The following is a 13,633-nucleotide window of genomic DNA, read 5'->3' as shown; positions in this document are numbered from 1 at the left end:
CCTACACCCAAATCAGGAGACGGTCAGAACCAGAAGGGTTCCGACCGTCTTGTCGTTGGCCCATTCCAATCTCCCGGGGCAGCCAGACGTTCAAAGCTGCCCTGTGGAACCCCGGACGACAAGTTCAGGCGGCTGCTCGGTGATGTCCTCCACGTCCTGACCATCAATGATGCTCATCAACATCGCAACGGCGTCCCTACCCAGAATTGACGGATCACGACGCAGAGCGGTGATTCCGGGCGGTATCACTCGACATGTCGGGGAATCCTCGAAGGACACGACGGAGACGTCCGCAGGAATCCGCAACCGGTGCTGCGTCAGGGAGGTGATACCCCCCAGAGTCAATACTTCATTGTCATAGACGATGGCGGTGGGACGGTCAGGCCTGGAAAGAAGAGCGCTGGTCTCCTGAATTCCGGACTGCTCGGAGTAGTCGCTGGCCGCTGCCTCGATGACGACCACTCCGCGACTCTCCGCCTCCTGGGCGAAGACCTGGCGTCGGACCATGCTGTGCTCGAGGGTCGGGTCACCGCCGATATAGGCAATGCGACGATGCCCTTGGTCGGCCAAATGGTTGACAATGCTCCGCGCAGCAGTGGCGTCATCGATATGGATGCCGGGCAACGGGGTGTCCTCCGTGGCTCCGACGACGGTGCACGGCATGTTGATCTCCGACATGAGGGACCACCGCGGGTCATTGCGGGCCGGGTCGACCAGGACGACACCGTCGACACGATGCTGAGCCCACCACTGTCGATGGACCTCACACTCCTCCTCAGGAGAGCCCACCAGCTGCAACACCAGGGCGGTTCGAGCAGGAGTGAGAACCTCCTCCATCCCCGCGATGAGGTGCAGGAAGAACCTTTCCCCGGCGAAACTGCGATCGTCACGGGCGATGACGAGACCGACGGCACCGGCTCGGTTGACCGACAACGCCTTTGCGGCGACGTTCGGACGCCATCCCATGTCCTTGGCCACAGCCTTGATACGAGCTCGGGTAGCCTCAGAAACTCCAGGCCTGTCATTGAGGGCAAAGGACACCGCGCCCGGCGACACACCGGCGACTCTGGCGATGTCCTTGATCGTCGTCCTGCCCATGAAGCCACGGTCCCTTCCGGAAGCATGAATGCCCTGATGGGCGCAGGCCACAAGGCATCCTCGCCCTGGAGCACATGGCCTTCACCCGCGCAGCATCATCCTAGGGCCAAACCGGAGAATAGGTAAAACGTTTCAGCGATGCCTTCACGATGACTTCCAGAGCGGTTCATTGGCTATTAGGGTGGGAGTCCCCAACGCTGGGAGACGCCATGCCTCAGACAACCTGTCTTGCCACAGATCACTACCGCATAACCCTCATCACCGATCGACTCATTCGCTGTGAGTGGCGCGACGACCCTACGGAGCCCTTCGAGGACCGACCGACACAGGTGGTCGCGGACCGCACGCCCCACGAGGTCACCAACACCATTGATGAGGAGAATGGCCATATCGTCATTCGAAACCGGTATTACGAGCTTCGCTACAACGGCATGGAGTTTTCCCCGGAAGGGCTGCACGCATCGATAACGAGCGTCGGCAATTACCACGCCGTGTGGCACTGGGGCGATGACCCACTCTCGCAAACCCCATTCGGAATCCCCACCAATTTGGGCGGGACCGCTCGCACTCTCGACTACGTCGACGGCCGTTGTGACATGGGCGCAGGTGTGGCGAGTGCGCAGGGATGGGCCGTCCTCGATGATTCTCATTCACTCGCACTGGAAGATGATGGATCCACCCGATGGCCTCAACCGGTACGTCGATACAACCCAGCTGATTCCGGTGGCAAGGATGTCTATCTCTTCCTCCACGGCCATGACTACGCTGCTGCAGCCGCCGATTTCTACCGCATCACCGGACCGCAACCGGTTATTCCGCGATGGGCCCTGGGCAACTGGTGGTCTCGCTACCACGCCTACAGCGCCGACGAGTACGAGGCCCTCATGGATCGATTCGAGGCGGACGGAATCCCGCTGTCGGTGGCCGTCATTGACATGGACTGGCACCTCACCGACATCGACCCAGTTCTGGGACATGGCTGGACTGGATACACATGGAATCGAGAACTCTTCCCCGACCCTCGTGCCTTCCTTGCCGGTCTTCACCAGCGGGGATTACGGACCTGCCTCAATCTGCACCCGGCCGATGGCATCCGTCGTCATGAAGAGTGTTACCGACAGGTCGCCACTGACATGGGAGTCGATCCGGACTCGGGCGATCCCATCCCCTTTGACATTGCCGATCCACACTTTGCCACGGTGTACGTCGATGACGTCCTTCATCCCATGGAGGACGAGGGAGTCGATCTGTGGTGGGTGGACTGGCAGCAAGGACAGACCTGCTCGGTACCCGGACTGGACCCACTGTGGATGCTCAACCACGTTCACCACATCGACTCGGGACGCCCCCGCCCGGATGGCCGTCGCAGCCCGCTGACCTTCTCGCGTTACGCGGGACCTGGGTCTCACCGTTACCCCATTGGTTTCTCGGGCGATTCCGTCATCTCCTGGGAGACTCTGGACTTCCAGCCCGAGTTCACGGCCACCGCCTCCAATATCGGTTACGGCTGGTGGAGCCATGACATCGGTGGGCACATCTTCGGGGCCCGCGATGACGAGCTCATGGCTCGATGGGCGCAATTCGGGGTGCTCTCCCCCATCAATCGACTGCACTCGACCAAGAACGAGTTCGGGTCCAAGGAGCCGTGGCACTACTGCGCAGAAACCGAGATGGTCATGACGCAGTGCCTACGAATGCGTCACCGTCTCATCCCGTATCTGCACAGCGAGAATTTGTCGGGCCATCGCGACCTGTGCCCTCTCATCCGACCTACCTACTGGACTCACCCGGAGTGGGAGGAGTCCTATGTCGATCGCAATGAGTACTGGTTCGGCAGCCAGCTCTTGGTGCGGCCGGTCACCAGCAAACGCGACCCCGTCACGGGACTCGCGACCACGCGTACTTGGTTACCCCCTCTCAGTGATGGTCTTCGGTGGGTCGACCTCCTCACTGGGCTCACCTACTCGCCACAGCGTTTCGTCACCATGTCTCGCACTATCGACGAGGTTCCTGTCCTTGCCAAGCCTGGAACCATCATTCCGACTGCCACCGACCCGCTGGCCAGGGAGGATGTGACGACCGATCTCACCTTGGTCGTCGTCCCGGGCGCTGCCGGCCACTTTGACTTGCTTGAGGACGACGACAGCCTGCGGACGACCCCTCTCGACCTCGACTCCGATGGACGGCTGCGAATCGGTCCATGCGAAGGTCCACACACAGCTGTGATGCGGCGATGGCGCGTGAGCGTCCACACAGGAGGGCGTCCCGTCACGATTGATCTCGGGCAGCATCGTCTGGACGAGGTCGTCGAAACCACCATCTCGGTCTCGTCAGACTGCGCCGATGACCTCATGACGAGAGCCATCACGCTCATCGATGATGCTCAGATCGAATTCACCACAAAAACTCGCTTGGCAGACCTGTTGCGAAGCGGCCGTCCTCCCCTCGACCTCACCGCAATGCTGCTGGACGAGGATGCGTCCGAACCTCTTCGCAACGCCCTGTTGGAGATCGTCTGGGCACTTCCTTCCGAGCGAGTTGACTAAACCGTATTAGTCACTACACTTCAATTCTGAAATTATCCGTTGTCAATGTCGCAACCGCCAGGGACTCCCCATGCATGATCACGCCCCCATTCTTGACGGTCGGGTGCGCCGTCATCTCGCTGAGAAGATTCGCCCCGCCGAGACCACCACGGTGTGCCCACTCGACGTCGAGTGGGCTCCCGTCACTGACACCACCGAGGGACCGAACAGTCGCCCCGGAGTCCGCGGCCAGGGAGAGCCCATCTCGATCAGCGAGGGGCTGTCGCTGAGCTATGAGCCGTTCCGGGTGGGAGACAAGTGGGGCCCGCCATGGGGAACGACCTGGCTCCATCTCATGGCCACCGTTCCGCCGGAACATCGCGACGATCATCTCGAGATGATCGTCGACCTCGGGGGCGTCTGGGACTCCCCCGGGTTCCAGTCCGAGGGCCTCGTGGTGCGTCCGGACGGGTCGGTCATCAAGGCTCTCAATCCGCGAAACACGTGGATTCCCGTCGAGATCGACACGGAAGGTCACATCGACATCTACGTCGAGGCTGCCTCCAACCCGATCCTGTTGGCCCAGCCTCCCTTCCAGCCAACCGAGGATGGGGACAAACTCACTGCCTCGACTGACGCCTACTACACCCTCAAGCGAGCTGATCTCGTCGTCGTCCACGACGAGATCCGCGAACTCATCGCTGACATCATGACCTTGTCCGGTTTGGCTGCCCAGCTACCGGAGGATTCTGAGCGCCGGTGGGAGATCCGTCGTGCTCTGGATCGTTCCATGGACAGAATCGATCTCTTCGACGTTGCCTCCACAGCATCAGCTGCTCGCGCCGAGTTAGCCCCAGTCCTCGCTCGTCCTGCCCACGACTCTGCCCAGACGATGACGGCCATCGGCCATGCCCACATTGACTCCGCCTGGTTGTGGCCGCTGCGCGAGACCCGACGCAAGGTCGCTCGAACCATCTCCAACCAGCTCAATCTCATCGAGAACGACCCCACCCATCTCTTCGCCTTCCCTGCTGCTCAGCACTCGGCCTGGCTGGAGGAGGACCATCCTGACCTCTTCGCCAGATTGCAGAAGGCAGTCGCCGACGGCCGGATCATCCCGGTTGGAGGCATGTGGGTGGAGTCTGACGCCAACCTGCCTGGTGGTGAGGCGATGTGCCGTCAGCTGCTGTACGGGCAGCGGTACTTCATGGAGAAGTTCGGCCACCACTGCCCCGAGGTGTGGCTGCCTGATTCCTTCGGTTACTCGGGAGCCCTACCGCAGCTGGCCAAACTGGCTGGCGCCCAGTGGTTCCTGACCCAGAAGATCTCGTGGAACCAGGTCGACAAGTTTCCCCACCACTCCTTCTGGTGGGAGGGAATCGACGGCACCCGCATCTTCACCCATTTCCCGCCGGCTGACACCTACGGTTCTGACCTCTCGGCTCGTGACCTCGAACACGCCCGGTCCAACTTCCAGGACAAGGGCCGCGCCAATTCCTCCTTGGTGCCCTTCGGCTATGGAGATGGCGGCGGTGGTCCCACTCGCGAGATGCTCGCCCAGGCCCGTCGTGTCGCCGATCTTGACGGATCCCCCAAGCTGGCCATCGAGCCTCCGGCCACGTTCTTCAGCCGCGCCGAGGCCGAGCACGAGGATCCGGGCGCCTGGGTTGGGGAGCTCTATCTCGAGCTGCACCGCGGCACATTCACCAGCCAGTACGAGGTCAAGAAGGGCAACCGTCGCAATGAGCACCTGCTGCGCGACGCCGAGCTGTGGTGCGCCACCGCAGCCGTACGCGGCCTGATGGACTACCCCGGTGAGCGGTTGGCCGAGATCTGGCGGACCATCTGTCTCTACCAGTTCCACGACATCCTGCCTGGATCGGCGATCGCGTGGGTGTATCGCGAGGTCGTCGCCGATCACCGGCGCATCTCTGACGAACTCACCGAGCTCATTCACCATGCCCAGGAGCTGCTAGCCGGAGAGGGTGACGAGCAGGTCGTCTTCGATTCTTCTCCGATGACTCGTCCGTGGGCTTCCACCGTGGCCATGGGGGCCGGAGTTGCTCCGACAATTGCCCACGGGGTTCAGGCTGAGGATGCGGCTGACGGATTCGTCGTCGACAATGGCCTGCTGCGTCTTACCGTTGACGAGCACGGCCTCATCACCCACCTCGTCGACCCTGCTTCCGGTCGCGATGCCATCCCGGCTGGTCAGCGTGGCAATCTTCTTCAGATTCACCCTGACTTCCCGAACATGTGGGACGCGTGGGACATCGATCCCTTCTACGCCAACAACGTCACCGACCTGGATGATGGCAGGGCCACCATGTCTCGCAACGGTGATTCCGTGACCATCAGCGTCACAAGGACGTTCGGGGATTCCCGCGCTACCCAGTCGCTGACCGTGAATCCGGGAGATCCGCGCGTCAAGGTGCGCACCCATGTCGACTGGCACGAACGAGACAGTCTGCTCAAACTGTCCTGGCCGGTGGACGTCCACACCGATCACGCCGACTACGAGATCGAGATGGGTCACATCACCCGTCCCACCCACACCAACACCTCGTGGGATGCCTTCCGCTTCGAGGTTCATGCCCATCGCTGGGTGTACATCTCCGAGCCCGGATTCGGCGTCGCCATCGCCAATTCCGGCACCTATGGGTGGAATGTGTCCCGCCATCCCAAGGACAACGGCGGCACATGGTCGGTGGCCCGCGCCTCCCTTCTTAAGGGAGCCCGATACCCCGACCCGCGCGCCGACGAGGGAGAGCATGACTTCTTCCACACTTTGCACGTCGGAGCCGATCTCACCGACGCCGTGCGTGACGGGTATGCCGCCAACCTGTGCGTGCGTCGTCGTCAGGGATCGCCGGTCGATCCGCTGGTCAGCGTCGAAGGCATTGCGGTAGAGGCCGTCAAATTGGCTGAGGATGGCTCTGGTGACGTCATCGTCCGGCTATACGAGCCCTACGGGCGTCATGTTCACACCACGATGACGGTGGGCTTTGATGCCACGTCCGCCGTTGAGTCCGACCTGCTCGAGGACCCCCTTGAGGGCAACCCGCACGCCCAGGTCGGTCCGTCAGTCATCACCGCTGGCCTTGCTGACGACACCATCGGTCTGTCCATGCGCCCCTTCCAGGTTGCGACCTTGAGGTTGGGACGCAACCGATGAGGATTGGCGTCAATCACACACCGTCACAGGGATGGTTCCACAGCTGGCTTGACCTCGATATCGATGCGGCACGACGCGATTTCGAAGCAATTGCACGACTGGGCCTCGATCACGTACGAATCTTCCCACTGTGGCCGTTGTTGCAGCCCAATCGCGGTCTGGTGCGTCCCCGCGCCCTCGATGACGTCGTCTCCGTCGTGCGCGCAGCTGGCGAATTCGACCTTGAGGTCACCGTCGACGCCCTCAACGGCCATCTGTCGAGTTATGATTTCCTGCCCTCCTGGGTGGTCACATGGCACGAGTCAAATCTCTTCACCGATCCGCTCGTCAAGGCTGGCCAGACCGAACTCATCAGCCAACTGGCAACACGCCTGCGGGAAGAGCCGAACGTCACCGGTATGACGGTGGGCAACGAGTTCCCGCAGTACGCTGCTCTGGCCCCGGGGCACCATCATCCGACGCGCAGCGGGTGCACCGTAGATGAGGCCCAGACGTGGTTGGAGACGATGCTCGGGACCATGCGGGACCAGTGGCCGGACGGACGGTTCTGGTTCGGGTTCGACGACGACCTCTGGTTCGTTGACGATCATCCCTTCACCCCGCGTCACGCCGTCACCCTGGGCTCATCGACGACCATCCATTCCTGGGTGTTCGCGCAGGTCGGACCGCACTTCGGGGAGGGACATCCCGCCCTCACATGGTTCCCGCGCTATCTGCTCGAACTGGCCCGGGCCTGGAGTCCCGATCCCCACCGTCCACTCTGGCTGCAGGAAATTGGTGCGCCTCGCAGCCATGTTCCCGACGACCGGGCAGCGGACTTCGTCACGTCGTCCCTGGCCTCGGTGGCCACCACCCCGAGTCTGGAGGCGGTGACATGGTGGTGCTCCCACGACGTGTCAGACCAGCTGTTGGATTTCCCGAAGCTGGAGTATTCGCTCGGCCTGTTCACCAACGACGGCAAGCCAAAGCCGGAAGCCCTGGCCATGTCGGACGTGCTGCCCGATTTGCATAACGCTCAGCCCCAGGAACAGGCCGATGAGCCGCTGGAATTCAGCGCGGACTGGGCCACCGGGGCGGGACGGTCGGTGTCTTTCCCCATGGGCGATCTCTTCGCCCGATGGGTTGATGAAGCCATACAGACCGGACGAGCACCCAGGCTCGTCTTTCATCCCACCCATGGGCTCACAGGCCGAGAGGCCCTCGCCGGTGCTCTAGCCCGCTGACCTGTGTGACTGCGACCTCATGCTCGACACTCGGAGGCCTGGACCATGGCCCAAGAATCCCCGGTCGTCAGGAGCGCGGGAACCTCTCTCGCAGCGCGGCATCGACGATAGCTGGCACGAACTCTGAGACATTGCCCCCATTGCATGCCGCCGAACGAATCATGGAGGAGCTGATCGTCCCGAATTCGCGCCCAGCCGGCAGCAGGATTGTCTCGATCCCGCTCATGGCCTTGTTGAGGTGGGCCATCTGGAGCTCGTAGTCAAAATCCCCACCAAAGCGCAGGCCACGAATGATCGCGTCAGCCCCTTGCTCGGTGCAGAAGTCGACGAGCAACCCGTCGACGAGGGCGACCTCGACACCCGGGATGTCAGCGACGGCATCCCTGACGAAGGCCACCCGCTCCTCCATGGAGAAAATGCCATTCTTGGCCGAGTTGACCGCCACCCCGACGACGACCTCGTCAACAAGCTCGGCGGCTCGCGTCACGATGTCGATGTGGCCGAGGGTGATGGGGTCAAAGGATCCTGAAAAAACTGCTTTCACTGCTGCTCCATGGGCTCGTGGTTGCGCTGGGCATAGTAGACGACGGTTTCACCGTAACGAGAGTTCCACGACTCAAACCCTTCCGGGACGTGAGGCGGTCGGCTGCGGCGCGACCTCTCCACCACGATCAGTCCGTCATGGGCCAGGGCGTTCTGAATGGTAGCGTCGATGAGGCCATCCATGACGTCGTCGGCCAAGTCGTAGGGCGGGTCGAACCAGACGACGTCAAAGGTCTGCCGGTTGTCGGAGAGAAATGTCGATACCGTCTGGGCGACCACCTGAATCCGCAAGCGCGTGGTCCGGGCGTTCTCCTTCATGACATGACACGCCGAGCGGTCCCGGTCGACGGCAACGACCGTCGATGCACCGCGACTGGCAGCCTCGAGGGCAACTGCTCCGGACCCAGCGAACAGGTCGCAGAAGGCTTGCCCGGCCAGCTGGTCCTCGGGAGCCTCATCAGACGTTCCGTTCCAGGCTGCCAACGCAGAGAAGACAGCCTCGCGCACCCGATCGGTCGTAGGACGTGTGAGCCGCCCTGACGGAGTGGTCAGACGCTGTCCGCCAGCACGACCCGAGATAATCCTGCTCACCCCTCCAGGCTAGCGGTTTCGCCCGATCACGCCCGCATCGTCGCCGTACCCATTGCATCCACTCCTAAACCCCTCGACATGGTCATGTGGCGAGCCATCCTCACCACCATCGGCAACTTTGTGCCGGTCGGCTCCCGAAGTGGGCCGTGTTCAGGAAGAATGGCCCCATGATCAATGAGGAGAACCCGATCACCGAGGTCCCGGAGGACAGCTGCTGGGGCTACCTTGACACGGCTGAGGTCGGCCGCCTGGCCACCAGCGTCAATGACCAGCCCGAGGTATTCCCCGTCAACTATGTCGTCGACGGGCAGAGCATCGTCTTCCGCACCGCCGCTGGAAGCAAGCTTGAGGACATCGTCACCAACAACCGTGTGGCCTTCGAGGCCGACGGTTGGACCGAGGAGACCGGCTGGTCGGTCGTCGTGCGCGGCAGCGCCGAGGTCATCACCGACGAGGCCGAGCTCGCGCTGTGCGACAAGATGCCCCTGCTGCCGTGGGTGCCGACCGTGAAGCGCAATTACGTGCGTGTCCAGGCCGATCAGATCACCGGCCGTACCTTCGCCTTCGGTCCGGAGCCCAAGGACAACTGACAGACCACTCATGAAGGTCCGGATCGTCGTCAACGTTCCGGACCTTCGTCACGCCTGGGCAGCTCATCCCTGTTCCATGAGATCGCCCTCAGCCAGCATCTCCGTCGCGGTGACAACGTCGAGCAGCCGGGGATCCTCGGGCTCCTCTCGCACCCACCGTTCGGCGAGATCCTTGGACGCAGTGACGATCTCGGCGTGGTCGAGCACCCGCAACAACCGCAGCGGCGAGGAATACCCCGACTGGGAGGATCCGAGCACATTGCCCTCGTGACGCTGAGCCAGGTCCAATTCGGCCAGCTCAAAGCCGTCACGGGATGATGCCACTGCGGCAAGCCGCTCACGGGCCATCGTTCCGGGCAGGGCCGTCGTCACCAGAAGGCACAGGCCCGGCAGCTTTCCTCGCCCGATACGTCCGCGCAACTGGTGCAACTGGGAGACGCCGAAGTGATCGGCATCCATGATGACCATCATGGTGGCGTTGGGGACGTCGACGCCGACCTCGATGACCGTGGTGGAGATGAGGACCTGGGACTCGCCGTCAGCGAAGCGATCCATGACGGCCTTCTTCTCATCGGCGTCCAGCCGAGAATGGAGGGAGTCGATGCGCAGTCCTGCGAGCGGACCGGAGGCCAGCTGAGGAGCAAGCTCCTCGACCGCAGCCGTCGGCGGACGGCCGCCCTCGACGTCGTCAATGTCATCGCTGCTGATACGAGGACACACCACGAAGACCTGATGCCCGGCCTCGCACTCCTCTCGGATGCGCTCCCAGGCGCGGGTGAGCCACGAGCGGTGGGCTGGCAGATCAACCACAGTGGTTTGGATGTCGGCACGTCCTGACGGCAGTTCTCGCAAGGTCGACACCTCGAGATCACCGAAGACCGTCATGGCAACCGTGCGAGGAATCGGCGTTGCCGTGAGAACGAGCTCGTGAGGTCGAGCACCATCACCAGTCGTCAAGACACTGCGCTGCTCGACGCCGAAGCGGTGCTGCTCGTCAACGACGACCAGACCGATGTTGTTGTAGATGACCTTGCCCGACAACAGGGCATGGGTTCCGATGACAATTCCGGCCGCTCCCGAGGCGATGTCGGCCAAGGCGGTTCGAGTTCCAGCCGTCCTCATCGAACCCGTGAGCAGGGCAACTCCGGTGGAGTTCTCTGGAGCGTCGAGGCCACCGCCCGCGGCCAACTCGCCCATCATCCCGGTGATCGTGGCGTAATGTTGCTGGGCGAGAACCTCGGTGGGTGCCAGCAGAACGGCCTGGTACCCGGCGTCGACGACTTGGAGCATCGCTCTCAAGGCCACGAAGGTCTTGCCGGAACCCACCTCCCCCTGCAGCAGTCGGTGCATGGGGTGATCGGAAGACAGGTCAGCGTCGATGGCCTGGCTGATCTCGTCCTGGCCTGCCGTCGGGGCGAACGGAAGCCTCGATTCGAAGGCCGCCAGCAGGCCGTCATCACGACGTCGACACACCGGCGCGTCGTGACTGTCGGCATTACGTCGACGCACCGCCATCGTCACCTGGGTGGCGATGGCCTCCTCCCACACCAGTCGTTCGGCACCGCGATTGGCTTCCTCCACCGAATGCGGGTGGTGAATAGCGTGGTAGGCCTGCCACAGGCTCGGCAGATCAGCCTCCTGACGCAGCCATTCGGGCAGGGTGTCCTCAAGTTCGGGGGTGGACTCGAGCAGCATCGACTCCACCGAGGCGATCTCCCAGGTGCGCAACTTCGAGGTCTGCGGGTAGAGGCCAAGCAAGCCGTGGCGTTGCACCTGGGCAGCCATCACCTTGCCCTCCTCACGGCCTGCCACGACCTTGCCGTTGCGGTCGATCATGACGAAGTCGGGGTGGACGAGCTGCGGGTTCCCGCGGAACTCCCCCACCTTGCCGACGAAGATGCCGTGAGTGTGGGCAGAAAAAATGCGCTGCCAGTAGGACACGATGTGGGGTTTGCCGAAGAAGGTCACCGGCAGGCGTGCGTTGCCGTCGGACAGCATGACTTCCAGACGTTGACGCGGTCGCCTCTCTCGACCTGTCACGGTCTTGTTGGTGTGGACCTCGACTCCGACGACGTCGGCCACCAAGGCGACTTCAGTGTCAGCGACGAGGTGGGACACATCCGTGGTTTCGGTACCGGTGAGGTAGCGACGTGGAAGGTGGCCGAGTGCCTCGCCGACGGTCTCGACGTGCATCGCGGCGAATGCTTTGGCCGTCTTGGCCCCCACCGCCTCTGCCAGAGGGCGGTGAAGTTCCTGCTGGGTGCGGGTGTGCCACCTGGTCACTGCATTCACAGTGTCACCGTACCGACAGGCAATGACACCCACAACGACAAAGAACCCGCCTTACGGCGGGTTCCAACGTCGAACGCAGTGCTCAGCGGCTGACTCGGCCAGCCTTGAGGCACGACGTGCACACGTTCATGCGCTTGTGCGTGCCGTTCTCGACGACACGGACGCGCTGGATGTTCGGGCTCCACCGGCGATTGGTCTTCTTCTTCGACCAGGGGACGTTGTGTCCGAAACCGGGGCGCTTGGCGCAGACGTCACAGACAGCAGCCACTGGGAGATCTCCTTGTTCGGGGTCGGCGTCACGCGGACGCCCACACAATCGATGGGTTCGAGGGTTCCTGGGGAGCTCAAGGGGTTCCCTTGGGAACTGGACAAGCCTACATGGTCGAGCGGCCAGAACCCAAATCCGATGTGATGGGCAACTCTGGCAGCGACCGGACGATGTCCATCATGCATGATTGACACTTGGAGCAACGCTGGGTACTGATGACCACAGGTACGCCTGCCATGCACGGCCGGGGCTAGCATGTCCACAGATCGAGACCCGCCCAATCCTCGGGTGCACCCGTCCGAAACAATGGAACGATATCGTTGTCTGGATAGCTCTCAAAAAGAGTCGGCAAACGCTCCCCTCGGGAAAGATCGAGTTGACGATGCAGATATTGGATCAGCGTGAGTTGGCCGAAAGCACGATTCATTTTCCCAGCAACTGGAGCCAACCGCTGATCATCATTCAATTTGGGTTTGATGTCATAGACACGGTTGAACATTCGAGCATGATGAGCTGCATAGTTACGCACGATGTTCAACGATTTCAACCATGATTCCAGCTGCGGGGCACTCAGTGCACACTGGCGAGCAATGCGGTTACGAACGATGTTGGGCGACATTCTGTACAGGTGGGAAAGCATACCCCAATCCATGATCTCAACTGCGGCCCAAACAGGCATTGCCTTGCCGTACTTCTTCTTGTGATGAGCGACAAAGTCCTCCTTGGAGGCTCGGAAGGTAGCCCAGTACTTCCTCAACCAAGCTTCGTGTACGCCGCAACCATCTCTTCCACGAGACTTAGCCTGCACACCCAGGCGTTTCGGATCCAAGTAGATCAATGGGTCGATACGTCCCAGCTCGTAGCCAAGCATGGCGCGAACAGCCGTCTCCACCCGGTCCAGCTCAATGAACACGCTGTGACGTAATCGTTCATCAAACTTGTAGAGATCAACCACCAAGTCCAACGATGCACCAGCTACGAATTCATCACCGACTGCACCCTTGTCATCGGTGAAGCGGCGCATCGGATACCAATACCCCGACAATCGGTAGTAGTTGAGCCGTGCCAAGAGGTGCTCGGCTCGATCCTGATCATCGATGCGCATCCCGCGCCCACGCAACAGCTCGACCTGCTCTGTGTAGGTTTTGAACTGCTTGGCCTGAGCCACCCGCGGGATTGCCTTTCCGAAAAACGAGGACCGGCCCTGGACTCCCACCGAAGCGGGCAGCGGAACCGGTCATGTTGGTGCCAACTGTACAACATCCAGGACAAGCTGAGCAACAAGGCCGACGACATCGCCCACGTCCCCCGGCCGACGGTGTAAGCAT

At 62.0% G+C, this 13,633-nt stretch carries 10 protein-coding genes; 4 read left to right on the top strand and 6 right to left on the bottom strand.

Translation table 11 applies throughout. The features are described from left to right. Positions 1-90 precede the first annotated feature (90 nt). Positions 91-1,098, bottom strand: coding sequence for a LacI family DNA-binding transcriptional regulator (locus ACP8LP_RS04715; RefSeq protein WP_016665699.1), 1,008 nt, complete (start codon positions 1,096-1,098; stop codon positions 91-93). Positions 1,099-1,307: 209 nt separating this feature from the next. Here ACP8LP_RS04715 and ACP8LP_RS04710 point away from each other — a divergent pair, with 209 nt between their 5' ends. From ACP8LP_RS04710 to ACP8LP_RS04700, 3 genes are all read left to right on the top strand, one after another. Beyond that, positions 1,308-3,644 carry a TIM-barrel domain-containing protein gene (locus ACP8LP_RS04710; protein WP_063279609.1) on the top strand — a complete coding sequence of 779 codons (2,337 nt, stop codon included), beginning with the start codon at positions 1,308-1,310 and terminating at the stop codon, positions 3,642-3,644. A 70-nt stretch (positions 3,645-3,714) separates the two neighbouring features. Continuing rightward, the gene (locus ACP8LP_RS04705) at positions 3,715-6,798 is read left to right on the top strand and encodes an alpha-mannosidase (RefSeq protein WP_016665701.1); all 3,084 of its coding nucleotides are present in this window, start codon (positions 3,715-3,717) and stop codon (positions 6,796-6,798) included. After that, on the top strand, positions 6,795-8,021 hold the full coding sequence (locus tag ACP8LP_RS04700) for a glycoside hydrolase 5 family protein (protein ID WP_016665702.1): 1,227 nt from the start codon (positions 6,795-6,797) through the stop codon (positions 8,019-8,021). Before ACP8LP_RS04705 ends, ACP8LP_RS04700 begins: the two co-directional genes overlap by 4 nt. 67 nt (positions 8,022-8,088) lie before the next feature. On the opposite strand, the gene coaD is transcribed toward ACP8LP_RS04700, so the two are convergent. Then, the gene (coaD, locus tag ACP8LP_RS04695; RefSeq protein WP_016665703.1) at positions 8,089-8,565 is read right to left on the bottom strand and encodes a pantetheine-phosphate adenylyltransferase; all 477 of its coding nucleotides are present in this window, start codon (positions 8,563-8,565) and stop codon (positions 8,089-8,091) included. Continuing rightward, entirely contained in the window at positions 8,562-9,155 is a 594-nt protein-coding gene (gene rsmD, locus ACP8LP_RS04690; RefSeq protein WP_081302736.1) for a 16S rRNA (guanine(966)-N(2))-methyltransferase RsmD, read from the bottom strand. The genes coaD and rsmD overlap by 4 nt, the downstream gene beginning before the upstream one ends. 167 nt (positions 9,156-9,322) lie before the next feature. Here rsmD and ACP8LP_RS04685 point away from each other — a divergent pair, with 167 nt between their 5' ends. Then, the gene (locus ACP8LP_RS04685) at positions 9,323-9,745 is read left to right on the top strand and encodes a pyridoxamine 5'-phosphate oxidase family protein (RefSeq protein ID WP_004808626.1); all 423 of its coding nucleotides are present in this window, start codon (positions 9,323-9,325) and stop codon (positions 9,743-9,745) included. A 63-nt stretch (positions 9,746-9,808) separates the two neighbouring features. Here the strand turns inward: ACP8LP_RS04685 and ACP8LP_RS04680 are convergent, their stop codons facing one another. The 3 genes from ACP8LP_RS04680 to ACP8LP_RS04670 all read right to left on the bottom strand — a co-directional run bounded on the left by ACP8LP_RS04680 (position 9,809) and on the right by ACP8LP_RS04670 (position 13,473). Further along, positions 9,809-12,028 (bottom strand): ATP-dependent DNA helicase RecG, encoded by a 2,220-nt coding sequence (locus tag ACP8LP_RS04680; protein ID WP_484483357.1) that lies wholly within the window; start codon positions 12,026-12,028, stop codon positions 9,809-9,811. A gap of 91 nt (positions 12,029-12,119) precedes the next feature. Beyond that, on the bottom strand, positions 12,120-12,305 hold the full coding sequence (rpmB, locus tag ACP8LP_RS04675) for a 50S ribosomal protein L28 (protein WP_016665706.1): 186 nt from the start codon (positions 12,303-12,305) through the stop codon (positions 12,120-12,122). Positions 12,306-12,555: 250 nt separating this feature from the next. Beyond that, positions 12,556-13,473: an Abi family protein gene (locus ACP8LP_RS04670; protein ID WP_334353343.1), complete on the bottom strand. Its 918-nt coding sequence runs from the start codon at positions 13,471-13,473 to the stop codon at positions 12,556-12,558. Positions 13,474-13,633 lie beyond the last annotated feature (160 nt).

It is taken from the genome of Cutibacterium sp. LaCa_89, assembly GCF_058177555.1.
Note: the sequence above shows the minus strand (reverse complement) of the source record. Positions and strands in the feature narration are given on the sequence as shown.